The sequence below is a fragment of the Alteromonas sp. ASW11-130 genome (genome assembly GCF_026183735.1).
GTDB lineage: Bacteria > Pseudomonadota > Gammaproteobacteria > Enterobacterales > Alteromonadaceae > Alteromonas.
In genome coordinates this window covers 83,116-108,733 of sequence record NZ_JAPFRE010000006.1, presented here as the reverse complement: position 1 = coordinate 108,733, position 25,618 = coordinate 83,116, and the positions used below count along the sequence as shown (strand labels likewise).

The following is a 25,618-nucleotide window of genomic DNA, read 5'->3' as shown; positions in this document are numbered from 1 at the left end:
AGGAGAGACTTGAACTCTCACGCCGTGAAGCACTGGAACCTAAATCCAGCGTGTCTACCAATTCCACCACTTCCGCAAAGTAAATACCTTTCTTTCATTGGGCACAACAGAAAGAAAAGAAGATTGGTGGCTACGGCGGGACTCGAACCTGCGACCCCATCATTATGAGTGATGTGCTCTAACCAGCTGAGCTACGTAGCCTCCGAAATCTTTACTCCCTCAGGAGTGGCGCGTATTATGCTCATCTACCCGAGGGTCGTCAACCCCTTTTTATGACAACTTTGTTTAACTGGCGATAATGTGTACGTTAATGGTCATTAAAACATCTATTGTAGTTGGTTTTGCACGAAAGCACGGGTTACAGCTCTTCAATTTGCGTCTGATAATAACAAATGTCTATTGGACGGGGAGAGAGATGGCGATCAACATAAAAAGGGTTATCTAAATTTCTCGCCAACTTTATTTTTTCTAAGTAGTCAGGATGGCTGGCTAATTGAATTCGAAAATGACGTTGTGCGCCTGATGGGAGCGTATCTCCCATACGGATAGAAATAATTTTATTATCTGCATTGGTAGATGCTGATTCGTTAGAATTCATATAACCGCTTCTAGGCAGTTTTTGCAAAACATCCAAACCCGCTACGACTCGGCCGAATACTGACATGTTCCTATCAAGGTGACGGGGAGCCTGACCGATTACCACATAAAACTCAGTGGTAGCTGTATCTTTTTTATTGTCTCGAGCCATAGCCAGCATACCAGGGCAATCAACTAACCAATAGCTGTTACGTTGAAGCGTAGTTGCAGCAGCAAACCCGTTAATAAAGCCACTTACCGGAGCGAATAAGCCTGGACGCTCTATTTCATAAAAACCTTCCGCCGATGTTCCAGTAAATTCTGCTTTTAAAGGGGTAGTGCTATCACTTAACTCATGCGCACCATTGCTACCCCCCTGGGCCACAAACCCATCGATTACCCTGTAAAAGGATTGGTTATCATAAAAGCGACTTTTAGCTAGTTGTTTAAAGCGTTTCACATGGTTAGGAGAAATACTGTCGGTTAACGCAACGATAACTAGGCCATCAGGTAAATGTATATAGGCTAACTGTGATTGTTCGGGGGTAAACCAGTGTGCCTCACTTTGCGCCGCAGCGCTGGTAAATAGTAGTGCGCTTATTAGGAGGGTCATTATCTTGCTCAATGTTTCACCTATTCCATTCCGAATTTTCTAACGCATTTTATATAAAAATACATCAACTTTAGAAATTAACTAATTACTTAAAATCACTTTATCATGGGTTAGATTAATATTGGCATTTATGAAAGGTTTGCCGCTTTTGGGTCATTAAGTTATCTCAATACTGTAAATAATTTTTAGGCTACAGCATGGTAAATAGAACCAATTTAATTTGTATTAATAGTGTTATTTACCTGCCCTACAAAAAGGAGCAGCCACGAACGATCCGAACCTTCCTTGGTTGAATGGTGAAAATGGTAAGCCTTGGCCTGGGGCTGAAGGCTTTATGAATGCAACCTATTACGGCAATGTGTCAGAAGGGTTCTATTCAACATTCCCTTTAAAAGGGTTTCAAAATAGCGGTAACAATAAAAATAATACGGCTTACCAAAGCTATGCGGCTGAAGATAAAGGCTCTATTGGCTATCCCACATGCCGTGAATGGTGGGAAGGTGCGGGGGCAGGGTTCAATACGCCCGATGAAAAAGAGGTGGGCCTTAGAAGCCGACTGTTAAAAGAAGCAGAAAGGTTTAAAACCAATACAGATGTTCTTCAATTTATTACAGGCCTGTTTGACACTACCCAAACAAAAGAAAATGAATTGCTCTATGCAGCGTTTTTTAATGAATACGGCATGGAAAAAATTCAAAACGCGGAAATGCGAGATTATTCCACCCAAACAACAGGATTTTGGGATACAGCGATAGGTTATGGATCGCGCTTTGCGGGAATATTAGGAACGGCGGCGTCAGCATCTCAGGAGCTTGCAGGAGCCAGTGTAGTACAGGCAGTGGCGCCCATAGGTCAGGCAATTATTTTGTTCGTGTTAACAGCATTTTTACCCCTTGCCTATATCGTGTCTAAGTATGGCCGGAAATTTATAGTGGGGTATCACTTTTTTATCGCTTCAGTGCTGTTCTGGCCGTATTTATGGGAGCTTTGCATTTTGGTGCAGCAGGGCTTTACAGAAACCGTATTTGGGGGCTCAGAGAGTTATATCGATCAAGCGCTGACTAATCCCAGTACCTTAATATGGGTGAACTACCTTACTGATGCATTATTCATATCTATACCAGGGCTGTTAACAGGGGTGATGACAGCGGCAGGAATGCAGGTCGGTAATAGTATGACAACAGCGACTAATGGAGTTAGTGGCGGTCAAGCTGCTAAGAATGCTGGTGCTTCTGGTGCCGCTAAGTTACAACAGAGAGCGAGTGAAGAGCGTAATTCAGGTACTAAGATGGGCGGCGGTGGAAAGGGCGGTATGTCAAAAGTAGCCAGAGCGACACCTAAAGGCCAAATGGCACATCAGGCAAAAAACAAGGCGCAAAATCGCTTTAAGAACCGACATAAGAAATCGTAAAAAGAAGGCCTAGATATAGGCCTTTTTAATTATCATAATCGATTTGACTCACATACTCATCTGTATCTGCGAAGTATTTATAATTCATAGCACCTAATTTATCATCGTGAGAATTATTAGCTTTTCCACCATCAGCGAAAACAGCAGTAACAACAAATTTCACAAACCAGATCAATAAGCCGAAAGTTAGTTTGAATAGTGTGTTCATTGTCAGGTTCCTCTGTTCAGTAATTGACTGACGCTCGAAACGTCCTGTGACAGTTGATAAACAAATGCGAAGCAAGCCGTGTTCAACGTGGGATGGTCAAGAAGCAATCCGAAGGAGCATTTCTTGCCATGCCGGAGCAGGTCGTTACGTTTGCGTTGTAGTCTCTGAACCAGTGGTACCGATGAACTTACTTAACAAACGTATTCGCAATTTGTTCTGCATGCAGAACATTTGTAGGGAGTATACCTTAAATTTTTGAGGAAATTATTCCATCAATAAAAAATTGCGACCAATTAGGTATGCCTATTTATACACTCGTAGTGGTTCGGCAACGTTATGGTAACTGCAAGGGGCTTTAGCGAATTGATTCAAGTAAAAACCTAGAGCGCAATAAAAAAGCCCCGCTGGAGCGGGGCCAAAGATATTACGAAGCTGTATGGTGTGCTCATTTGGCACACCTGTGTTTACACGTTAAAGCGGAAGTGGATCACATCGCCGTCTTTAACGATATAGTCTTTTCCTTCAAGTCGCCATTTTCCAGCATCTTTCGCGCCTTGCTCACCGTTAAACTCAACAAAATTGTCGTAGCCGATGACTTCTGCTCGGATAAAACCTTTTTCGAAATCAGTGTGAATTTTGCCTGCGGCCTGGGGGGCAGTCGAACCTTCAGGATAAGTCCAAGCACGCACTTCTTTAACGCCTGCGGTAAAGTAAGTTTGCAATGTTAGCAAATTGTAACCTGCGCGGATGACACGGTTTAAGCCAGGCTCCTCAAGCCCCATGTCTTCCATGAATTCGGCTTTCTCTTCGTCATCAAGTTCTGCAATTTCAGATTCAATCGCAGCACACACCGCTACCACTACGGCATTTTCCGTTTCGGCTATGGCTTTCACTTGGTCAAGATACGGGTTATTTTCAAACCCATCTTCGTTTACGTTAGCAATATACATTGTGGGCTTAAGCGTTAACATATTCATGTAGCTAATTGCCGCTAATTCTTCTTTTGATAACGTTAGTGAACGTAGTAAATTGCCTTCATCTAAATGCGGCTTAATCTTTTCCAAAACCTTCAATTCGTATTTAGCGTCAGCATCGCCACCTTTGGCACGCTTACCTACCCGAATAAGGGCTTTTTCAGTCGTCTCCAGATCGCTTAAAGCTAATTCCGTGTTGATAACGTCAATATCGTCCTGAGGGCTTACCTTACCCGCAACATGAACAATGTTGTCGTTATCAAAGCAGCGTACAACATGACCAATGGCGTCGGTTTCTCGGATATTGGCAAGGAATTTATTTCCTAAACCTTCTCCTTTTGAAGCACCTTCCACTAAACCTGCAATATCAACGAATTCCATAGTGGTGGCGATCACCCGCTGTGGATTAACGATAGCTGCAAGTTTATCTAGCCGTGGATCCGGAACAGGTACCACCCCAGTATTGGGCTCAATGGTACAGAAAGGGAAGTTAGCCGCTTCAATGCCTGCTTTCGTTAATGCATTAAAAAGGGTCGACTTACCAACATTTGGCAACCCTACAATGCCACATTTAAAACCCATGGGATGAATCCTTATAAATCGTCAGTCTCCGGCAACGGTTGCCGAGAAAGAGTGTAATCTGTTTTGTGCCTGCTTAAGATCATGCTTAATAAGCAATTCTGTGCAGCGAACCGCTTCGTCGATTGCTTCATCAATAGCCTGTTTTTCGGCAGCAGAAGGCTTGCCTAACACGTGGCCGGTAACCTTACTTTTGTGCCCAGGATGACCAATGCCAATCCGAAGACGTAAAAAATTCTTGTTGTTAGCCATTCTACTAACAATATCGCGCACACCATTTTGACTTGAACTTCCACCCACCTTGAATTTGGCGATGCCAGGGGGCATATCCAACTCATCAAACGCAACCAAAATTTGTTCAGGCTCAATTTTATAAAAGTTAGCAAGTGCTGCTACCGATTGACCACTTCGGTTCATAAATGTAGTGGGGTGGAGCAATCGAATATCTTGTCCGCCTATACTGATTCTGGCGGTATGGCCTGAGAATTTAGACTCTGGTGTTAGCGAGGTGTTATATGCTGCAGCAAACTGGTCAAGAAACCAGGCGCCAGCATTGTGACGGGTGTGTTCGTATTCAGGGCCTGGGTTACCCAGGCCCACAATAAGACGAATATCAGCCAAGCTGATTATTCCTTATCGGCTTCTTCTTGCTTAGCAGCTTTGGCAGCAGCTTGCTCTGCTTCTTCTGCGTCAATTACTGGAGTCTTAGGCGCAGCCTTTACAGTTACTACAGCAAGGTTATGGTCTTCATCACCACGGCCTAGCTCTACTGAAGATACACCTTTAGGAAGCGTAAGATCTGAAAGGTGAACGGTTTGACCCATTTCTACACCCGCCATATCTACTTCTATAAACTCAGGTAGATCTTTTGGTAAACACGTGATTTCGATTTCATTTACGTGGTGCTCAGCGATACCGCCTTCGTTCTTCACGGCAGTGCACTTATCTTCATTAATGAAGTGTAATGGAACGTGAGTGTGAACTTCCTGACCTGCAATTACACGTTGAAAATCAATGTGCGTAATTTTAGGCTTGTACGGGTGGCGTTGCATGTCTTTTACTAACGCTTCAACATTCTTTCCATCAATGTTTAATGTCAAAACATGAGAGTAGAATGCTTCGAAATCAGCAGCGTTGTTTACTTTGTTATGATCTAAAGTTAGGGCAACAGGCGCTTCGTCACCACCGTAAAGGATCGCAGGTAATTTATCAGCACGACGTAGGCGGCGGCTCGCACCTTTCCCCATATCTGTGCGAACTTGCGCATCCAGATTGAATATTGCTTCAGACATTGAATGTCTCCAGAAATTAATAATTAAAATAAGCACGGGTTTTTGCGACCAAAACCCGCATAAAGAAACCCCAAAATTTGAGGGCGGCGAATTCTACCACCTCGCTTCCAGCTTTACAATTATATTAAGTAACAACGCTGGGCGAACTTAATAAGTCCGGTTAGAACGTTCACTACGGGTAACAATGCTGAATTCAAATTAGTCAGTGATTAAAACATGGAATCAAGATACAGATTATAGCTTTCATATTGAGTGCGTTGAGAACCGAACAAAAATTTACGGGGTAATATGTCAGGCTACATCTGAATAGGACTACATTTAAAAAGACAGTGACGGGCGGGATTGAGGCCGTCTGTCCTTCTTTTAGAACTGATAATAAAAGTGTTATAGGCACAATTGAAGCATCCCATAGAATGTTAGCTTTTCCATGCGCTATCCTGATGACGGCAGAAGCGGCCGTTATGGTAGCGGAAATGATTCACGGGGAATACTACCTGTTCTTCTCAATAAACGTAATACACAGTGATTTTGACAATTCAAGACTTTTCGGCAGTTTGTTATTGTTTTGTACTGACCAATATACCAAGGTAAGCTACACCTACTTAACGATAAAAACGCTTCACTCAATCAATGTTCTCACGATTAATTAAAAAATTTAATAAGAAAAAATCTGATGTGGTTATCTATCCGCGAATTAAGACGCGCCGATTTTTAGAAGCATTGGAACCCATAAAAAAACAGTCTCCGGATTCCATGCCATTCTATAAAGCCATTACCAATGACTTATTGTTGACCTTCGCTATTGATGACGGAGAGAATTACACCTCACTTAGCCCGGTCTTGCTAGCAAAAAACAGCATCAGTGAAGAACAAATGTGGGACAGGGGGCTGGATACCGGTTTTGCAGCTATCCAAAATAGTCAAATTATTGCCAGTGAAGCGGTCTGGGAAGTGCGCCTTGATGATATGGCTGCTTGTACAATACTGTATCCCAGCTTTTGGCATGGACTGGAACAGCAAATTGGCGGGCCGGTAGTCATCAATTTCACCCACAAAAATTTTGTATTGTGCGCGCGCAAAGATAACCCTGAGCATCTGCGCACGTTAATCAACTGCATTAACGAAATTGGCTTTGACGAAACGCATTCATTGTCGCCGGAACTGTATACATTTGAAGGCGATGAGCTCCAGCGAGTTGAACTTAGACAAGCAAAAAGCTGAGAAAGACCATAAAACGTTACAACGAAAGAAGGCTAATAATGTTCGTTGATAGGTTTAACCTGTGAGTCATCGATTACTTCCGCCTTTTCTACTTCAAATACGGTACCGTACTGGGTGAAAGTCATTACGTCCTTACGTGGCTTGCCCCATACCTTAATTTTCAAGCCATGTTTGTGAAACTCTTTTGGTAATCTTTGGAAAGTGAATTTTTCGCCACTATCACTATTGAATGCATAGAAACCTCCTTCAAGATTTTTATACACAATAGTACCCGTCATACTTTGCGATATTGCTGAATTTTCTTTACGTTCTTTTGGCTGTTTCATTTCTACCTCCTGTGGCCGTGCGCTGGCTTCCTCAACTGGAACGGGGGAAGTATTATTTGATGAAAGTTCTGGAGAGCAGCCTAATAAGGCCAAGCCGACTGTAAAAGTTAATAGTGTTTTGGTCATAACGCTTTTTACTGTCTACAATAAAAGATGTCTTATCTTAGGCAGAGCGCGAGGGGGAAATCAAGTTAAGAGAGAAAAGCCATCGGTTTAAACCGATGGCGAGATAACATTAATATTCGAACATGGCGGAAATAGATTCTTCGTTGCTGATACGACGAATGGTTTCGGCCAACATCTCAGACAGCGTTAGCTGCTTTACTTTATCAATTGCGCGCATATCGTCATGCAGCGGGATACTATCAGTTACCACAATCTCATCAATCATCGAATCTTTTAAATTCTTAGCAGCATTGCCAGAGAAAATAGCATGAGTAGCATAGGCATACACTTTACGCGCACCATGTTTTTTAAGCGCTTCAGCAGCTTTAGCTAGGGTGCCGCCTGTATCAATCATGTCATCAACAATAATGCAGTCACGATCTTTCACATCACCGATGATATTCATCACCTGGGCGACGTTCGCTTTTGGACGACGTTTGTCGATGATAGCTAAGTCGGTATCGTTAAGTAGCTTCGCTGTAGCTCGTGCTCGCACCACACCGCCAATATCAGGCGATACGACTACAGGATCGACAAAGTCACGCTTCATCATATCGGCCATCAGGATTGGCGTACCGAATGCGTTATCCACGGGTACATCAAAGAATCCCTGAATCTGTTCAGCATGCAGGTCGATAGTTAATACCCGATCGACGCCCACATTCGATAGGAAATCAGCAACAACCTTGGCGGTTATAGGTACACGGGCAGAACGTACACGGCGATCTTGTCGGGCATAACCGAAATAGGGGATAACCGCTGTGATCCTTCCAGCCGATGCTCGACGCAGCGCGTCAATCATCACGATTAGCTCCATCAGGTTATCGTTAGTCGGCGCGCAAGTAGACTGGACAATAAAAACGTCCGATCCACGGACGTTTTCATGTATCTCGACGCTGATTTCACCGTCGCTGAACCGGCCTACACTGGCTTTACCAAGTTTAGTATAAAGGCGTTCGGCGACCTTCTGGGCAAGTTCTGGTACTGCATTACCTGCAAAGAGCTTCATGTCTGGCACAAGTTTTTCCTCAGTGCGTTTTTGAGAAGAGGTGGCTGGGGTAGCAGGACTCGAACCTACGAATGGCGGGATCAAAACCCGCTGCCTTACCAACTTGGCTATACCCCAATTGTAAACAACTACATGTCTGATGCGGCGCGCACTTGTTGTTGTTTTATTTTTAGTGGCGATTGATCGACACCTTTTGCAACGAAACTGCTCCATTTATCGGGTAATTTGGCCTGAACTTCCTTAGCCTGAGCTTCACTTGCAAACGTGGCGAACACACACGCTCCCGTGCCCGTCATCCGCGACGGTGCGTAGTGTACCAACCACTGTAATAAATTTGCAACTTCCGGATGCCTGTTTGTGACTAAAGTTTGGCAATCGTTTCGCGTTTCTTCAAATTTATAGTGCTGCCAATTCATTGCAGCACTATTGCGGGGTAATTCAGGCGCAGCGAACACTTCGGCAGTACTTATGTGAATACCCGGATTGGCTACAAGATACCATTGGCAGGGGATCTTTACTGGATAAATGTTTTCTCCCACACCGCCAGCAAATGCTGTCAATCCATGTATAAAAATAGGCACATCTGCACCGAGTAACAAGCCAAGTTCAGCCAGTTCTGTGGTGTTAAGTTTACAGTTCCAAAGTTCGTTTAATGCAACAAGAGTGGTTGCCGCATTCGATGAACCCCCACCGATACCTCCCCCCATGGGCAGTTGTTTGTCTAAGGTGATAATGGCGCCTTTGGAAGTTTCGCAGGTGGATTGGAGTAACCTGGCAGCCCGAACGATAAGATTTTGATCATCGGGCACACCTTCAAGTGACTGTGACATGGCTATTTTCCCATCATCAGTAAGCGTAAACGCAATTTGGTCTCCCACATCCAGCATTTGAAACAAGGTTTGAAGAAGATGATAGCCTTTTTGATTTCGCCCCAAAATATGTAAAAAGAGGTTTAATTTTGCCGGACTCGGCCACCAGTCAATTAGTTGATCGTCCATTCAGAAATCCGAATCTTTATAAATTGTTTAGGATCATTTGCGCGGGTCATTACAAGACTGTGCGGCAACCATACATTATTAATTTTATCGTAGTTGTCGTAAGCGATTCTCCAGTTTTGGCATCGGCTACACGCCGGAGAAAGTGTTTCTAACAAGCCATGCTCTGAAAGTGTGTAGGTATCACTTGCTTTAGGCAGTCCTTTTATCCACGCCAATAAATCAGCAAGGGGTATATCCCATCCAGTCACCTGAGCGATTAATTCACTTGCGTCGTGATGAGAATACTCTTCATCATTCGCTTTTAGCGTAGCTAAACCAGGCTTAGCGACCATATCTACTAAGGTGATACCTAAAAAATTAGTCAATGTGAAGTAAAAATTATCACGTTCGACATCCCATTTCACAGTGGCACTGATCGCTTCCTTATGGTTTCGAATCGCCATTTTGCCTTTTAACTGCCAGGCTTTCATTGTTTTTAGTGTGGCGACCTGTTTCGGAAGATTAACATCCTCTTTGGGCCCATCTGGTAACGTTGAACAGCCGTAAAGGGAAAGTGAAAGTAAGGCAACAAAAAAGAGATATCTGAATAGGCGTATCATATAAATAGCTGTCGAATTTCTGATGTTTCAATAGAAACACAAATACATCGGTGCTTTCAATCAATTTGCGTTTTTCGTACAATGCGCTCCGACTCTGCCAGTATGAAATTGAATGACCTTACTTGCCCTCGGAATTAATCACACAACAGCACCCGTTGAGCTACGCGAGAAAGTGGCGTTTACGCCCGACTCGATAGTAGCGGCGTTGGCGTCGCTGAAAACGTTGCCTAATGTACAGGAAGCAGTGATAGTGTCGACGTGCAACCGCACCGAGGTGTATGTAGATGCAACTCAAATGGCCAGCGAAACCCTAAGCGAGTGGTTAGCCTCTTTTCACACGTTGCCGCATCAAGCAGTTATTTCGCATAGCTACTGTTACCGTGATCGTCATGCTGTTAATCATGTTATGCGCGTGGCGAGTGGACTGGATTCGCTGATATTGGGCGAGCCGCAAATCCTTGGCCAGGTTAAGCAAGCGTATACTGACGCTAAACATTCAGGGATGGTAGGTTCAGGGTTTGAAAAACTTTTTCAACAAACCTTCGCAGTGGCAAAGAAAGTACGCACCGATACGGAAATAGGCGCCAATGCGGTTTCCGTGGCCTTTGCTGCAGTGCAGCTTGCCAAACATATCTTCTCTGCATTGCCAGAACGAGCAGTATTATTAGTAGGTGCGGGTGAAACTATCGAATTAGTCGCACAGCACTTAAAAGAGCAAGGTGTTTCTCAAATTGCGGTAGCGAATCGTACTGTGGCGCGCGCACAGAATTTGGCCGATAAACTAACTGCCAAAGTGTTGACCTTGTCTCAACTTCCCGCTCAATTAAAAGAATATGATATTGTGATCAGCTCAACCGCAAGCCAGTTACCACTAATCGGCAAGGGGATGGTTGAAGGTGCGTTGAAGCAGCGGCGAAATAAGCCTATCTTTTTAGTAGACTTAGCTGTACCGCGCGATATTGAAGCACAAGTTAACGAACTGGGTGACGCCTACTTGTATACCGTTGATGATCTACAACATATTGTAGAGAAAAACATGGCGTCAAGGGAGATGGCGGCCCAGGAAGCAGAGAAAATTATCGCCCAGTACGTTGAGAATTATCTTAGCTGGCAGCAAGCGCAACAATCGATAGACTTAGTCAAGCAATATCGACAGCGAAGTCTGGCACAGCGAGATCAATTGGTATTGCGGGCTGTAAATCAGTTGCAAGAAGGCAAACCTGCCGATGATGTCATGCAGGAGCTGGCTTACAAATTAACGAATGCATTAATGCATGGCCCCACGCGGGTGTTACGCGAGGCGGCAGCAGAAAATAACACAAATGTTACCCAGTGGCTTGAGCAAGCGCTGGAATTGACGCCTGATACTAATCAGCGCGAAAAATAATTTAACTCACTTATTTGTGAAAGGTTTAATACTTACGTATGAAAGAATCGGTCATTAGAAAGCTGGAAAATCTGGTAGAACGTTTTGACGAAGTGCAGGCTTTGCTGGGGGATCCTGAGGTTATCGGGAATCAGGATAAATTTCGCAATTTGTCAAAAGAGTACAGCCAATTGGAAGATGTTGTGGCCGGCTTCAACGCGTATCAACAAGCCCAGCAAAATTTAGCATCTGCACAAGAAATGCTGAATGAAGACGATGCTGAAATGCGCGAAATGGCGCAGGAAGAAATAAAAGAGGCAAAAGCGCAACTTGAGAATCTGGAAAGCGAATTACAAATTTTACTTTTACCTAAAGATCCTAACGATGATCACAACTGCTTCTTAGAAATTAGAGCCGGAGCAGGAGGTGATGAAGCGGCTATTTTTGCAGGCGATTTATTCAGGATGTACAGCCGTTATGCCGAATCGCGTGGCTGGCGCGTGGAATTAGTGAGTGCCAACGAAGGCGAACATGGCGGTTTTAAAGAAGTCGTCGCTAATTTGAGTGGTGAAGGTGTATATGGAGTGATGAAATTTGAATCAGGCGGTCACCGCGTACAGCGTGTGCCTGAGACAGAGTCACAAGGCCGCATACATACCTCAGCCTGCACGGTTGCAGTGTTGCCTGAAATTCCAGAATCTGAAGCGATCGAAATTAATCCTGCCGATCTTAGAATTGACACGTTTCGAGCGTCCGGTGCTGGCGGTCAGCACGTAAACAAGACTGATTCTGCTATACGTATTACGCACTTGCCAACAGGGTTGGTGGTGGAATGTCAGGATGAACGTTCACAACATAAGAACCGCGCCAAGGCAATGTCAGTTCTTCAGGCTCGTTTGAATCAAATCGAAGAGGAAAAACGCGCGAAAGAAGAAGCGACTACTCGGCGTAACTTAGTAGGAAGCGGTGACCGCTCAGAGCGAATTCGAACCTACAATTTCCCTCAGGGCAGAGTAACTGATCACCGAATTAACCTAACCTTATACAAGCTTGACGAAGTGGTAGAAGGGAATTTAGCCGGGTTAGTAGAACCTATTAGACAAGAACACCAGGCTGATCTGCTGGCATCACTGTCGGACGAATAGCTCACCATGCGCATAGATCAAGCGCTTGCGTTTGCACAGGCAGAACTTGCTGGCACAGAGACTCCCGCTATAGACTCACGGGCACTGCTTTGTCATTGTCTGAAAAAGCCTGTAAGTTATCTTTATACCTGGCCAGAACGCGAGCTCTCAGAAGCACAGCTTTCTCAATTTAATACGCTGGTAGCTAAGCGTAAGGAGGGTACGCCGGTGGCCTATTTAAGGGGACATCAGGAATTCTGGTCTATGGATTTTAGTGTTTCTGAGGCGACGTTAATCCCCCGCCCGGAAACTGAATTACTCGTCGAAAAAGTCCTTGAATTGAATCAGCGTGCTGATGCTGCTATTTGTGATTTAGGTACAGGAACGGGCGCCATTGCGATAGCACTCGCCAGTGAGCTGCCTAAAGCACATATAACAGGTGTCGACAGAGTACCCGAGGCGGTGGAACTGGCAAAGTCGAATGCCGCGCTTAATCATGTTAAAAACGTGACTTTTAAACAAAGTGATTGGTTTTCAGCTATTCCCAATTGTATCTTCGATATCATTGTCAGCAATCCTCCTTATGTAGAATCCGCCAGCGAATATCTTTTGCAAGGAGATGTTCGATTTGAACCCGCATCAGCACTCACGTCTGGAAAAGATGGGCTTGATGATATACGGAATATTTTGTCTACGGCGGCACACCATCTAAATAACAATGGTATGTTGTTAATCGAACATGGTTATAACCAAGGTCCAGCAGTTGCAAAGGAATTTGAAACACATGGATTTACAGACATCATTACATTTTACGACGTTAATACGCTCGATCGGGTCACAACTGGCCGCTGGTATACTTGCTAATAATTAAACTTGAAGTAGTATTCAAATAGCTAAGCGGTAAAAAGAGTATAAAAAGCATGAGTGATGACTTGTTATTTGCTGAAGATACCGACGAACCCCCCATTGAAGTTTTGGGTTTTTGGAAGGTTTTAATTGTTGATGATGAACCTGAGGTTCATGCGGTTACAAAGTTAGCATTAAGTGATTTTATGCTAAACGGAAAACGCCTTACGTTTATAAGTGCCTATTCAGGTTCACAAGCAAAAGCATTGCTACAAGAACATGATGATATTGCAGTAATATTGCTGGATGTGGTTATGGAAACCGATGAAGCAGGTCTGGAAGTCGCTCAGTACGTTCGAAATGAGCTAGACAACCATTTCACTCGGATCATATTGCGAACGGGGCAGCCGGGTCAGGCTCCAGAAAAACACGTTATCATTAATTACGATATCAATGATTATAAGTCTAAAACCGAATTGACCGCCCAGAAGCTGTTCACAGTGATTATTGCCGCGTTACGGTCTTACCGGGATATTATCGTAATAGAAGAAAATCGCGCAGGGCTCGAAAAAATTATCGATGCTTCTACTGATTTATTTGCTACTCATTCTCTCGAAAAATTCATGCAGGGGCTTATTCAGCAGGTTTCTTCTATATTAGGGTGCGCCCGCGATGCTGCATATATCACTACAGCAGTTGCCGCCCCCAAGCCCATTGACAAACAATCACCTGATGAGCTTTATGTATTTGCTGGCAATGGTGAGTATTCACAGAAAGAGGGAAAAAAATTACAAGACGCAGTGGACGACAAAGTCTACGCCTTATGCAGAGAAGCACTGCGTTCTAAAAAGATTGTGTACGGAGATGACTATGTGGTCGCTTACTGTGACAGTAAGAATCGCAACGGTTCGTTACTTTACCTCACAGGTTTGCCCAGAAAAGTAGGCGAAACAGATAAACGATTAGTTAAACTGTTCTCTGATAATGTGCAAATAGCCTTTGAAAATCTTTTGTTGACTAACGAAATTGAAGGCACACAACGAGAGGTTATCGAACGTTTGAGTAAAGCTTTGGATCATGAGCCGCAAAGTAATCGGCATATCGAACGTATGGTATTAATGGCAGAGCTATTGGCTAAAGGGCTTAAAATGGAAGACCGTAAGGTGAAAACGTTTAAGTTAGCCATTCCATTGCATGATGTAGGCAATACTCGGATATCGGCGCAATTGTTGCACAAAACTGAACCATTAACAGAAGATGAAATTTTTCAAATTCGTAAACATGCGGAATTTGGCTACCAAATCCTTAAAGATTCAGAAAAGCCCACGATTCAGCTCGCTGCAACCTTAGCCAAGCAGCATCATGAACGTTGGGATGGAAATGGCTACCCTCAAGGGCTCAAGGAGAAAGAAATTGCTTTGGAAAGCAGGATTGCAGCATTGGTGGATGTATTTGATGCCCTATTAAATAAACGGCCTTATAAAGAGCGTTGGCCTCTGGATAAGGTTAAAACAACCCTGAAGGAGGAGTCAGGAAAACATTTTGATCCTCGTTTAGTTTCATACTTGCTTGAAAATATTGATTTATTCATGCAGGTACAACATGATTACGCCGACTTAGAACAACAATAAGGTATTTACCATGTATGCAGCAGCTAAGCATATTCACTTAACCGCTATCGCGCTAAGTGTACTTTTATTTATTATACGATTTATATGGTCACAATTCAGTCCCGCATTTTTACAAAAAAAATGGGTCAAAGTTGTCCCCCATATTATCGATACTATTCTGTTACTCAGCGCGATCTGGCTATGCGTTATCATTTCTCAGTACCCATTTGTTCACGATTGGGTAACCTTTAAGGTAGTAGGCCTTATTGCCTACATTTTATTGGGGATGTTCGCCCTAAAATGGGGCAGAAATGCTCCCATGAGATGGATCGGATTCGTCGGTGCTCTTATTTGGCTAATGTTAATTGCGAACGTTGCTATCACGAAGCAACCCATGTTTTTTTAGGAGAGTAGACATTACTTATGAATGAATCCAAATCTGTGGTTTCAATCAACACTATTGAAGTATCCAACACGTTACCATTCGTGCTTTTCGGTGGTATGAACGTGCTCGAATCACGTGATTTAGCTATGCGTATTGCAGAGCATTATGTCAATGTGACGCAAAAGCTGGGCATTCCCTACGTATTTAAAGCGTCATTTGATAAGGCTAATCGTTCGTCGGTGCATTCATATCGGGGCCCAGGAATGGAAGAAGGATTAAAGATATTTGAAGAAATCAAAAATACCTTTAATGTTCCATTAATCACTGATGTTCACGAACCTTTTCAGGCTGCTCCTGTAGCTGAAGTAGTCGATGTAATTCAGTTGCCTGCCTTTCTCGCCCGTCAGACAGACTTAGTGGTAGCAATGGCGAACACCGGCGCTGTGATCAACGTTAAAAAACCGCAGTTTTTAGCCCCCCATGAAATGCGACACATCATCAAAAAGTTTGCTGAAGCGGGCAACGATAACATTATTTTGTGTGAACGTGGGACGAGTTTTGGTTACAACAATCTTGTTGTTGATATGTTGGGCATGGATGCAATGAAAGAATATGCGCCCGTCATTTTTGATGCGACTCACGCTCTACAGAAACCAGGCGGTCGTGAAAGTTCAGCAGATGGTCGGCGTGCACAAGCTGCGCAATTAGCGCGTAGTGGAATGGCATTGGGGTTAGCGGGTTTATTCATAGAAGCACATCCTGATCCAGATAAAGCGAAGTGCGATGGGCCTTGTGCGTTACCTTTAGATAAGCTAGCGCCTTATTTAGAGCAAATGAAAGCGTTGGACGAACTTATCAAAAATTTTGCTGAATTAGATACCAGCCAGCGTTAATTAATATAGTAGAATGTCTAAGCAAGCCTGGCGGCGATAGCCGCCAGTTGCTTATCAGGTGTGGTTTTTATTTTATTCGCTGCGTAAGCTTGCGGTTTTACGAGTCTTACGTTTGTCATGCTTAGCAAATAAATTGTTTTTATTTACTATAGTTATTTCATCGGTAAAGGCTTTGTCCACCTGACTTTGAATAGTTTCTGTCAACTCTATGACAGGCTTAATTGAAGCTAAATCAATGCTATTGTGAGCCATTTCATTCAGCGTATAAAATTGGTTTTCAACATGCACTTCATTGGCATTTACTGCCGCTGAAGCAAATGCGACAACAGAAATTGAAGCTAAAAGTAGTTTGTTCATATCACACCTAATATAAGTAATTTAATGTTGGTTGCCGAAATGTTAATTTTTTTACAAATCGTCACAGCGTTACCCTATGAATAAAAAGGGCATTTCTTTACTGCGGGGAAATAATAAACAACTTTTAGTAAACTTGAAAACGAGTTAAAGTATGTCATGTGCATTAAAAAAACTAATGCTTCTGTAACCTTAATTTCATAAAGTTGAATTGATCCAATGCACCGAAGATTACCCCCGCTGAATGCCTTAAAAGCCTTTGAAGCCGCAGCGAGGCATTTGAGCTTTACCCGTGCAGCAGACGAACTGTTTGTAACCCAGGCCGCTGTCAGTCATCAAATCAAAGCACTTGAAGATTACTTATCCATGAAATTGTTTCTACGGCGTAATCGAACTTTGTTATTGACAGAAGAAGGCCAAGCATATTTTCTTGAGCTGAAAGACATATTCAGAAACCTGCAAGAGGCCACGGAAAAGTTATTAGCGAAGGGTTCAAAAGGTGCGGTGACGGTGGCCATGCCGCCGAGTTTTGCTAGCCAATGGTTAGTACCTAGAATCAGCAAATTTAGTTTGGCGCATCCTGATATTGACGTTCGTATTAAAGCCGTCGACTTTGACGAAGGTTTTTTGGACGATGATGTAGACGTGGCTATCTATTACGGCAAAGGGCGGTGGAGTGGAGTAAGTGCGGATAAGCTTCATACAGAATTTCTTACACCACTTTGTTCTCCATTATTATTCAGCGGGCCTAAACCTCTTAATGATCTGTCAGATCTGAAGCATCATGTTCTTCTCCACGATTCCAGTCGCGCCGCCTGGAAAGATTGGTTAAAGCACGTAGGCGTACATGGCGTAAATGTTAATCAAGGGCCGGTGTTTAGCCATTCAATGTTAGTTTTACAAGCCGCAGCACTAGGTCAGGGAATTGCATTGGGCAATACAGTACTTGCAAGGCCAGAACTTGACGCGGGGCGCTTAGTCATCCCATTTGAAGAAAAAGTGGAAAGCCGCGATGCATTCTACCTGGTATGTGATGAAGCGCAGGCAGAATTAGGTAAAATAGCCGCCTTTAGAGATTGGGTGTTAACTCAGGTTGAGGAAGAACAAGATGTCTTATAGTGTGGAGGTGAAAAAAGCGAACAGGTCAGCATTTGCGCGCGCAATTATTGCCCATGGGGCGGGAGCGGGAAAGTCGTCTGATTTCATTCAGCAAGTAGCTATTGGTTTATCTGAGTCGGATGTAGAAGTCGTGCTTTTTGATTTTCCCTATATGCAAATTATAGAGCATACAGGTAAACGGCGCCCCCCGGACAGAATGCCCAAATCAGAGGCTCACTTTCAAGACATTATTTTACATATCAAACAGCAGTATAGCCCTCTCCCTACTTTTATAGGCGGTAAGTCTATGGGAGGAAGAGTGTCTACATTGATTGCAGATGACGTTGATATAGAGGGTGGCATAGTTTACGGCTACCCGTTTCACCCCCCCGGCAAGCCCGAAAAAACGAGAACAGAGCATCTTAAAACGTTATCGACTCCCTATTTGATTCTTCAGGGCGAGCGGGATCCTTTTGGTACCGCCCACGAGATTCAAGACTATTCGTTGAGCACGTCGATCCAGATTGATTTCATGCCTAATGGAGAACATAGTTTCAAACCCCTGAAAGCAAGCGGTCTATCTCAGCAAGACAATATTAATTCAGCAATCGACAAAACAGTCCAATTTATAAAAACACGGTGTAGTTAATGAGATTATTTTTTGTCGCAGGAACGTTAAGCGCATTTATAGCGGTTCTGTTAGGGGCATTTGCCGCCCACGAGCTAAAAGATTCCCTAAGTGCAGATTCATTAAACGTATTTGAAACCGGAGTGCGTTATCAAATGTATCATGCACTTGCAATGCTATTATTGCCGGCTTTATCTGCATTTGGGCATCACCGGTGGCTTAAACGGGCTGGCTGGGCATTCTTAATAGGCAGCTTTTTATTTAGTGGTAGCTTATATATGTTGGCTACTACGGGACAACCCGTGTTTGGACCCATCACGCCTATAGGCGGGATCGCACTTATTATCGGTTGGCTATGTATGTTTGCGGCGAGTTTACGTGGATTTAACAATGACTAGCGTGATTGCGTATTGTCGAAGTGGATACGAAGCAGATACTGCAAAAGAGCTTTCAGAACGCACAGCTAAGCTGAATGTTTACGGTTATCCAGTATTTAAGCCGAATCAGGGATATGTTGAATTTACATTTTATGAGCCGCTAAAAGAATCGTTCTGTACCAGCGAATTTAATATCAAAGATACGGTTTTCGCCCGGCAATTAATATGGCTATTTGCTCAGTTGCCTGAGCTTGACGCTACCGATCGTATTGCTCCAATTTTGGATGAAGTAAGCCGGCATTCACATAAATTTGGCGCAGTCTGGGTTGAATATCCCGATACCGATACAGGAAAAGGACTGGCTAAATTTTGCCGAAAATTTGCTGTGCCGTTACGGCAAGCTTTGCGCAAAAAACAGCATTTGAGTAAGCAGGAAAACCTTAAGCTGCCGGTATTGCATGTATTTTTCACCGATTTTAATATTTGTAAGTTGGCTGTAAGTTATCCGCGTACTCGCAGCCCATTCGAACTGGGTGTGTGTCGGCTAAAGTTTCCTTCGGCCGCTCCGAGTCGTTCGACTTTAAAACTTGAAGAAGCAATTATTACCATGCTTGATGAACAACAGCGGAAAACTGTTTTCAGGGCTGGCGCTCGGGCGGTAGATCTAGGTGCTTGTCCTGGAGGCTGGACTTATCAGCTCGTTACGCGAGAAATGTATGTGGAAGCCGTAGATAATGGTACAATCGATGACAAGTTGATGGCCACAGGTCAAGTCGTTCATTTTGCTGCTGATGGGTTTGCTTATAAACCACAGCATCAAAAAGTAGATCTCTTGGTCTGTGATATGATTGAACAACCCGATCGCGTGGCTAAATTAATGGGTGACTGGTTAGTGACGGGGCGTTCACTTCACGCTATATTTAACCTGAAACTTCCAATGAAGCAGCGTTACGAAACAGTTTCAGCGGCGTTGTTGTCCTTAAAAGCTCGATTAGCAAAATTGAATGACACATTTATTGTGACCGCCAGACACCTTTATCATGACCGTGATGAGGTAACGGTGGTAGTAATTCGACAATGTTGAGTTGAGATAAAAATCATGAAATTTTATTTATTTCACGTAACATTTTGATATTTATAGAATAAATATATTATTGCGGTGGTTTTTACGCGCAGAACTTAACCTTTCTGCGGAAAAAGGTATAAATGTGGTAGCAAAATCCTTTATAATCCCGCCGTTTTTTTACACTGAACCAACGAAAGTGAACCAATGGCAGACTTATCTCATTACAGAAATATAGGTATTTTCGCCCACGTAGACGCGGGGAAAACAACCACAACAGAACGAATCCTGAAACTTACTGGTAAAATTCATAAAACCGGTGAGGTACACGACGGTGAGTCAACAACTGACTTCATGGAGCAGGAGGCTGAGCGCGGTATTACGATTCAGTCAGCAGCGGTTAGCTGTTTTTGGAAAGACCATCGTTTCAACGTTATTGACACTCCCGGACACGTAGACTTTACAGTTGAAGTTTATCGTTCACTGAAAGTATTAGATGGTGGCATCGGTGTTTTCTGTGGCTCTGGGGGTGTTGAGCCTCAGTCTGAAACTAACTGGCGCTATGCAAACGAATCTGAAGTCGCACGTATTATCTTTGTTAACAAACTAGATAGAATGGGCGCAGATTTTTATCGTGTAGTTGGTCAAGTCAAAAAAGTACTTGGTGCCACGCCACTTGTAATGACGTTACCCATTGGAATCGAAGATGATTTCGTTGGTGTAGTAGACGTACTTACGAAGCAAGCATACGTTTGGGATGACACAGGTCTTCCAGAAAACTATGAAATCAAAGATGTCCCAGCTGACATGGTTGATAAAGTTAACGAATATCATGAAGCGTTAATAGAAACTGCTGTTGAGCAGGATGATGACCTTATGATGGCGTATATGGAGGGTGAAGAGCCTTCTGTTGAAGATATCAAGCGTTGTATCCGTAAAGGAACGCGTGACCTTGCTTTCTTCCCAACTTTCTGTGGGTCTGCGTTTAAAAACAAAGGTATGCAGTTAGTATTGGATGCGGTTGTTGATTATTTACCTTCACCTACTGAAGTTGTACCACAACCGTTGACCGACGAAGAAGGTAACGAAACGGGTGAGGTGGCAACGGTTTCAGTTGATGAGCCTCTACGTGCTCTTGCATTCAAGATCATGGATGACCGTTTTGGTGCGCTTACGTTTGTGCGCATATATTCAGGTAAAATCAGCAAAGGTGATACCATACTTAACTCTGCCACAGGCAAAACAGAACGTGTTGGCCGAATGGTAGAGATGCAAGCGGATGAGCGTAACGAACTTACTTCTGCACACGCAGGTGACATCATCGCTATCGTAGGCATGAAGAATGTGCAGACAGGTCACACATTGTGTGATGTTAAGCACCCTTGTACACTTGAAGCAATGGTCTTCCCAGAGCCAGTAATTTCGATTGCAGTTGCACCTAAAGATAAGGGTGGCTCTGAGAAAATGGGTATCGCGATTGGTAAGATGGTTGCAGAAGATCCGTCTTTCCGCGTAGAGACAGACGAAGATTCTGGTGAAACTATTCTTAAGGGTATGGGTGAGCTTCACCTTGATATCAAAGTTGATATTCTTAAGCGTACCTATGGTGTTGAACTGGTAGTAGGTCAACCACAGGTTGCTTACCGTGAAACTATCACGCAACAAGTTGAAGACAGCTACACGCATAAGAAGCAGTCTGGTGGTTCTGGTCAATTCGGTAAAATTGATTATCGTATCAAGCCTGGTGAGCAAAACTCTGGCTTTACATTCACGTCGACTGTTGTTGGTGGTAACGTACCTAAAGAATTCTTCCCAGCCATTGAAAAAGGCTTCAAGAGCATGATGGAAGAAGGTCCAGTAGCGGGTTATCCTGTACTCGACGTTGAGGTAGAGCTTTATGATGGTGCTTTCCACGCAGTTGACTCATCAGCTATCGCGTTCGAAATCGCAGCTAAAGGTGCTTTCCGTCAATCTATGCCTAAAGCAGGCCCTCAGCTTCTAGAACCAGTGATGAAAGTTGATGTGTTTACGCCTGAAGATCACGTAGGTGATGTTATTGGCGACCTTAACCGTCGTCGTGGCATGATCAAAGATCAGGAAGCTGGCGCAACAGGTGTCCGTATTAAAGCGGATGTACCACTTTCAGAAATGTTTGGTTACATTGGTCACCTACGTACTATGACATCTGGACGTGGTCAGTTCTCAATGGAATTCAGTCACTACAGTTCATGTCCACAGAACGTAGCTGAAAAAGTAATTGAAGAAGCAAAAGCACGTAAAGAGAAAAAGTAAGTTCTTTTTCTAAACATTGCAAAGCCCGCTCCTTGTAGCGGGCGTTTTTTTGTTTTCGGGTAGGGGATAACTACGAGACAGGTGGACGGGCTCACCTGATCTAAAACTGGTCTTTAATTGCTAAAGATTATGAATGAAACTTATCAGAATTTCTTATTGAGTTAGCTAACTGTGATCCCAGTTTTTGACCTAGATACACTTTTCTGCATTCCAAGCGGTTGTCCGGCCTGTCTCACATTTCTGTTCGAAGCCTTAGTTGCAGTAATCATAGTATTTTGCTGGCGGCGAGGGAGTCTTTTTCATTCACTGTTTAAAATCCAACGCGGCGTTAAAAGGGAAGTAATAATAATACGTCCCTTGTGTCTATCCGCTAGGGGTGAATTTAGAGCGATAGCGATCTCAGTAACCATGGTTACAACAATCGTTTGTCATTCTAACGCGGTGCGCCTTAAGTCGGGACCATTCACCATTGTCACGCTTATTATCCCGGCATGCTGGGTGAGTAAACTTGCAGAAAAAGCGAAACGGTTATTTCCCATGGCGCAGATAGTTAACGCTTCAGATTAAAAAATAACATTGCCTCGCCGGGGGACACTTAAATCTACCCCATACTTTCTTAATGATCTCTGTAGAGCCTTGACGGTATGTCGCATTCTAATTAGGTCTCTTTTGTAGTTTTGCTCATCTATATCACGCGCACTATATTTGTGTGAGACGAATATTTGCGTAATATTGTCGAAATGTCTGGCGGCGTCGTGAGGCAACACCCCAACAACTTGTTCAAAAAAACTCATTGGAGGGGTTTGATAGCGGTGAAGTCCAACAGAGGCACTTACTGCTTTCGTCGCGATCAAGTAATATCGAGTGATGGGATCAATTGAAGTTTTATTCCATCGGGGAAGAAAATAGAGCGCTAACAGACCACTAATCGTTAACAAACTGCCCAAGATGAGAATGGACATTTTTAGTGGCGTAAGCTGACCAAGTATCGCTGTAAATAGATTTTGTTGCTGACGATTATCAAACCCCAATACCCATCGGCTCCACAGATAGTTCAAGTTGGTAAACATCAAACTAATGTCTTTTACTAAGCCAGATTGACCAAAACCTGAAAAAATAGTGTATTGCTCCAATTCACCGGAGGAATTCAATGCATTCCGTAATCCAGCATCTATTCTCGAAGGGGCCACAACTGCGGTAGGGTCAAATCGAGTCCAGCCAGCGCCGTCCACCATAGCCTCAACCCACGCGTGGGCATCATATTGATAAACGCTGACCACATTATTTTTTAACAGCTCACCTCCTTGATAGCCAGTAACGACGCGCGCAGGAATACCTGCCAGTCTAAGCACATACGCCATTGCACTAGCATAGTGCGAACAGAATCCTGCTTGTTCTTCAAAAAGAAATGTATCGGCGAAATCATTGCGCATCGCAGGGGGGGAAAGCGTATATATGAAAGGTTGTTGGGAAAAGTATATTAAGACCGCATCAACAAATTGCTGATTGTCAGGATGCATCTTGCGTAACGAGGTGACCCACTTTCGCGTTCGCTCGTTGCCCCGCTCTGGAACTATCAGATTAAGCCGGCTTTCCATCGCAAAATTTGGTGAGGGAAGCGTAGTTGCAGGAAAAGATATAACATTGTATGCCCGTTTGCTCTTTAATGGTCGTTTTGCAATGAGCTGATAGTCTCGTGAGTACCATATCTGATTTCGATCTGACCTGGTCGTAGGAACGGCAATATCAATGGCATAGAGCCACGAACGCCCGCTAGGTTCGGCAATAACTTGATAGTTGTAACGTCTAATATCAGTATTGGCAACAAAAAGCTGACCGGATCTTTGATTGCTTTGACGAAGCAGTTCTCTGTGTGGACTGATTTCCCAACTTTTACCATCAAACGCTTCCAGAGTAAGTGCTCGCCAATACCGCTCTCTGCGAGATGGCACGCTGCCTTCGAATGTTGCGTGAAAAACTAATTCGTCAGATTGACTTAAACTAGCGATATCACCAGGAGTGACTTTTTCTGCTAAACCCGTTTTTGTCATTTGGCTGGTAGGCATTTTCCATAGCGGGCCTATGTGCGGTAAAATAAGAAACAGGATTACTGCAATAGGAAATGCCTGTAGGAGTTGAAAGCTAATGGCTTTGATTCTCTTTTGCCAGGATAATTGAGGTGTGAAAAAACTGATCAAGGCAAAAAATAAAAACAACAAAGTAGCAAAGTAAAATAACGCACTAGCTATGCCTTGTTGGAAAATAAACCCGCAACCAATTAAAAAGAGTCCACAAGCAAATAGTTGTAAAAAGTCTTTTCGTTTACTCAGGGTAATTAGCTTCAAGGAACACGCCACGACTAACAGATTGACCATCGAGAGCAACAGGCCCAGATCAATGCTAAACCATGCTAAAGCTAAAGATGAGAGGATAGCAAGCAAGTTTATCGTTTGTTGTGTAGGAGTGTGCTGATACCAACCCAAATATAGGGAAATTCTGACAAATAAAGTACAAAACGTCAGAATGACTACCCAGAGCATCAATGGGGCGAACAAGCTTAAAGCTAGTAGGCTAATAAAAATTGCAATGCATAGGCTTGCCGCGTGACCTGCGATTGGAAGGCGCCCGGCAGTCATACATTATTACCTTTTTTTGGGTAGTACGCGAGTGCAGTTAAGCAACGATGTTTATGTTGTTCGCCCTGAGAGGGCTCAATTCTTGTGTCAGCCAGTATCAGACCAAATGGCACGTTTTTTTCAGAGAGCTTGAGGATTTGATAGCATAAACGACTTAACTCAAGTTCAATATCAGTACCTGTTGGAATGAGCTGTAGGTAACCCGTTTCGGTTTGCTGATGACTAAACGACTTACTGACCCAGTCCCCTCCTTTTGCCACGTTCTTCCACGCCACACGATGGAGGGGCTCTCCCTGATGGTATGGACGTAAGGCATAAAAATCGTCATGCCCTTCCTGTTGAGTTGCTGAAGGTTCGCCTATACCGGATTCAACGTGCAGTTGAACCTGGCAGGCGAGAGGCGTGGGATAAACGATAACGTGTTGGTTTAGGTTAAGGTGAGTCCAACAGCGATAAAGACCAAATGGGTATTCACTATATAATGTGATTCTAGGTAACGGATAAACGCCCCTTCTCGGCGTAAAATAAGGTAAACAAAGTTGGGTATTATCCGAATCTAAATCTATGCTTAGAATGTTTTTTTCTCTTCTCCAGCAGGCATTCACTACGCCGTGGGGTGAGCGTGCTTTATTATTGCTTAAAAACTGGATAGTTAATGAGGCATGCCCTTTAGCGAATACAGGATGTAAAGGCTGTGCTTTAATCTGTAACCGGGAAAAATTTAGATAACTGACAAATAAGTTGAGTAAAAAAATACCTAGAAGAAGATCAAATAGTAATAGCATCAGATTATTTTGATAATTCGCGCCTAATATAAATAACCCAGCGCATGTCACGAGATATCCCAAGCCAAACCACGCAGGAAAAATAAATATTGTACGATGGGTAAGATCTTGTTTTGCAGCTGGTGGTATTCGTTTATTCAACCATTGGTCGACCCGAAAATTCCAAAAGCTTTTTGCTCGCGTTAACATG

At 43.6% G+C, this 25,618-nt stretch carries 25 protein-coding genes and 2 tRNA genes; 13 read left to right on the top strand and 14 right to left on the bottom strand.

Annotated features, from left to right (window positions below; translation table 11 throughout):
- Positions 1–124: 124 nt before the first annotated feature.
- Together OPS28_RS02495 and OPS28_RS02490 are read right to left on the bottom strand one after the other, a co-directional pair.
- Positions 125–201: transfer RNA gene (locus OPS28_RS02495), tRNA-Met, on the bottom strand.
- A gap of 157 nt (positions 202–358) precedes the next feature.
- Positions 359–1,201, bottom strand: coding sequence for a peptidylprolyl isomerase (locus OPS28_RS02490; RefSeq protein WP_265607857.1), 843 nt, complete (start codon positions 1,199–1,201; stop codon positions 359–361).
- Positions 1,202–1,523: 322 nt separating this feature from the next.
- Between OPS28_RS02490 and OPS28_RS02485 the strand changes: the two genes are divergently transcribed.
- Positions 1,524–2,600: a conjugal transfer protein TraG N-terminal domain-containing protein gene (locus tag OPS28_RS02485; protein WP_265607856.1), complete on the top strand. Its 1,077-nt coding sequence runs from the start codon at positions 1,524–1,526 to the stop codon at positions 2,598–2,600.
- A 25-nt stretch (positions 2,601–2,625) separates the two neighbouring features.
- Here OPS28_RS02485 and OPS28_RS02480 read toward each other — a convergent pair whose 3' ends face one another.
- The 4 genes from OPS28_RS02480 to OPS28_RS02465 form a co-directional block, all read right to left on the bottom strand.
- Complete coding sequence (locus OPS28_RS02480; protein WP_265607855.1) at positions 2,626–2,808, bottom strand: hypothetical protein; 183 nt, start codon at positions 2,806–2,808, stop codon at positions 2,626–2,628.
- A 464-nt stretch (positions 2,809–3,272) separates the two neighbouring features.
- The gene (gene ychF, locus OPS28_RS02475) at positions 3,273–4,364 is read right to left on the bottom strand and encodes a redox-regulated ATPase YchF (protein ID WP_265607854.1); all 1,092 of its coding nucleotides are present in this window, start codon (positions 4,362–4,364) and stop codon (positions 3,273–3,275) included.
- Between the two features lie 21 nt (positions 4,365–4,385).
- Positions 4,386–4,982 carry an aminoacyl-tRNA hydrolase gene (pth, locus tag OPS28_RS02470; protein WP_265607853.1) on the bottom strand — a complete coding sequence of 199 codons (597 nt, stop codon included), beginning with the start codon at positions 4,980–4,982 and terminating at the stop codon, positions 4,386–4,388.
- Positions 4,983–4,987: 5 nt separating this feature from the next.
- Positions 4,988–5,653, bottom strand: a complete 666-nt coding sequence (locus OPS28_RS02465) for a 50S ribosomal protein L25/general stress protein Ctc (RefSeq protein WP_265607852.1) — start codon at positions 5,651–5,653, stop codon at positions 4,988–4,990.
- A gap of 630 nt (positions 5,654–6,283) precedes the next feature.
- Here OPS28_RS02465 and OPS28_RS02460 point away from each other — a divergent pair.
- A complete protein-coding gene (locus tag OPS28_RS02460; protein ID WP_265607851.1) occupies positions 6,284–6,874 on the top strand; it encodes a hypothetical protein in 591 nt (196 codons plus the stop codon).
- A 32-nt stretch (positions 6,875–6,906) separates the two neighbouring features.
- On the opposite strand, the gene OPS28_RS02455 is transcribed toward OPS28_RS02460, so the two are convergent.
- The 5 genes from OPS28_RS02455 to lolB all read right to left on the bottom strand — a co-directional run bounded on the left by OPS28_RS02455 (position 6,907) and on the right by lolB (position 9,971).
- Positions 6,907–7,326, bottom strand: coding sequence for a hypothetical protein (locus tag OPS28_RS02455; protein WP_265607850.1), 420 nt, complete (start codon positions 7,324–7,326; stop codon positions 6,907–6,909).
- A 109-nt stretch (positions 7,327–7,435) separates the two neighbouring features.
- Positions 7,436–8,383: a ribose-phosphate pyrophosphokinase gene (locus tag OPS28_RS02450; protein WP_265607849.1), complete on the bottom strand. Its 948-nt coding sequence runs from the start codon at positions 8,381–8,383 to the stop codon at positions 7,436–7,438.
- A gap of 32 nt (positions 8,384–8,415) precedes the next feature.
- Positions 8,416–8,491, bottom strand: a tRNA-Gln gene (locus tag OPS28_RS02445).
- Positions 8,492–8,502: 11 nt separating this feature from the next.
- The gene (gene ispE / locus OPS28_RS02440; RefSeq protein ID WP_265607848.1) at positions 8,503–9,372 is read right to left on the bottom strand and encodes a 4-(cytidine 5'-diphospho)-2-C-methyl-D-erythritol kinase; all 870 of its coding nucleotides are present in this window, start codon (positions 9,370–9,372) and stop codon (positions 8,503–8,505) included.
- A complete protein-coding gene (gene lolB, locus OPS28_RS02435; RefSeq protein WP_265607847.1) occupies positions 9,357–9,971 on the bottom strand; it encodes a lipoprotein insertase outer membrane protein LolB in 615 nt (204 codons plus the stop codon). Before lolB ends, ispE begins: the two co-directional genes overlap by 16 nt.
- 112 nt (positions 9,972–10,083) lie before the next feature.
- Between lolB and hemA the strand changes: the two genes are divergently transcribed.
- From hemA to kdsA, 6 genes are read left to right on the top strand one after another with little or no spacing between them, the layout of a single operon-like run.
- The gene (gene hemA / locus OPS28_RS02430) at positions 10,084–11,358 is read left to right on the top strand and encodes a glutamyl-tRNA reductase (protein ID WP_265607846.1); all 1,275 of its coding nucleotides are present in this window, start codon (positions 10,084–10,086) and stop codon (positions 11,356–11,358) included.
- Positions 11,359–11,396: 38 nt separating this feature from the next.
- Entirely contained in the window at positions 11,397–12,482 is a 1,086-nt protein-coding gene (prfA, locus tag OPS28_RS02425) for a peptide chain release factor 1 (protein WP_265607845.1), read from the top strand.
- A 6-nt stretch (positions 12,483–12,488) separates the two neighbouring features.
- Positions 12,489–13,325 (top strand): peptide chain release factor N(5)-glutamine methyltransferase, encoded by an 837-nt coding sequence (gene prmC, locus OPS28_RS02420; RefSeq protein ID WP_265607844.1) that lies wholly within the window; start codon positions 12,489–12,491, stop codon positions 13,323–13,325.
- A 56-nt stretch (positions 13,326–13,381) separates the two neighbouring features.
- A complete protein-coding gene (locus OPS28_RS02415; RefSeq protein WP_265607843.1) occupies positions 13,382–14,938 on the top strand; it encodes a response regulator in 1,557 nt (518 codons plus the stop codon).
- 10 nt (positions 14,939–14,948) lie between these two features.
- Complete coding sequence (locus OPS28_RS02410) at positions 14,949–15,323, top strand: SirB2 family protein (RefSeq protein ID WP_265607842.1); 375 nt, start codon at positions 14,949–14,951, stop codon at positions 15,321–15,323.
- Positions 15,324–15,340: 17 nt separating this feature from the next.
- Positions 15,341–16,195, top strand: a complete 855-nt coding sequence (kdsA, locus tag OPS28_RS02405) for a 3-deoxy-8-phosphooctulonate synthase (protein ID WP_265607841.1) — start codon at positions 15,341–15,343, stop codon at positions 16,193–16,195.
- A 72-nt stretch (positions 16,196–16,267) separates the two neighbouring features.
- On the opposite strand, the gene OPS28_RS02400 is transcribed toward kdsA, so the two are convergent.
- A complete protein-coding gene (locus OPS28_RS02400) occupies positions 16,268–16,552 on the bottom strand; it encodes a hypothetical protein (RefSeq protein ID WP_265607840.1) in 285 nt (94 codons plus the stop codon).
- Between the two features lie 216 nt (positions 16,553–16,768).
- On the opposite strand from OPS28_RS02400, the gene OPS28_RS02395 reads away from it, so the two are divergent.
- From OPS28_RS02395 to fusA, 5 genes are all read left to right on the top strand, one after another.
- A complete protein-coding gene (locus OPS28_RS02395; protein ID WP_265607839.1) occupies positions 16,769–17,668 on the top strand; it encodes a transcriptional regulator GcvA in 900 nt (299 codons plus the stop codon).
- Positions 17,658–18,296 carry an alpha/beta family hydrolase gene (locus OPS28_RS02390; protein WP_265607838.1) on the top strand — a complete coding sequence of 213 codons (639 nt, stop codon included), beginning with the start codon at positions 17,658–17,660 and terminating at the stop codon, positions 18,294–18,296. The genes OPS28_RS02395 and OPS28_RS02390 overlap by 11 nt, the downstream gene beginning before the upstream one ends.
- A complete protein-coding gene (locus OPS28_RS02385; protein ID WP_265607837.1) occupies positions 18,296–18,673 on the top strand; it encodes a DUF423 domain-containing protein in 378 nt (125 codons plus the stop codon). Before OPS28_RS02390 ends, OPS28_RS02385 begins: the two co-directional genes overlap by 1 nt.
- The gene (gene rlmM / locus OPS28_RS02380; protein WP_265607836.1) at positions 18,666–19,736 is read left to right on the top strand and encodes a 23S rRNA (cytidine(2498)-2'-O)-methyltransferase RlmM; all 1,071 of its coding nucleotides are present in this window, start codon (positions 18,666–18,668) and stop codon (positions 19,734–19,736) included. Before OPS28_RS02385 ends, rlmM begins: the two co-directional genes overlap by 8 nt.
- 186 nt (positions 19,737–19,922) lie before the next feature.
- On the top strand, positions 19,923–22,007 hold the full coding sequence (gene fusA / locus OPS28_RS02375) for an elongation factor G (protein WP_265607835.1): 2,085 nt from the start codon (positions 19,923–19,925) through the stop codon (positions 22,005–22,007).
- Positions 22,008–22,570: 563 nt separating this feature from the next.
- Here the strand turns inward: fusA and OPS28_RS02370 are convergent.
- Complete coding sequence (locus OPS28_RS02370; RefSeq protein ID WP_265607834.1) at positions 22,571–24,643, bottom strand: transglutaminase family protein; 2,073 nt, start codon at positions 24,641–24,643, stop codon at positions 22,571–22,573.
- Positions 24,640–25,617 (bottom strand): DUF58 domain-containing protein, encoded by a 978-nt coding sequence (locus tag OPS28_RS02365; RefSeq protein ID WP_265607833.1) that lies wholly within the window; start codon positions 25,615–25,617, stop codon positions 24,640–24,642. Before OPS28_RS02365 ends, OPS28_RS02370 begins: the two co-directional genes overlap by 4 nt.
- Position 25,618: the final 1 nt, after the last annotated feature.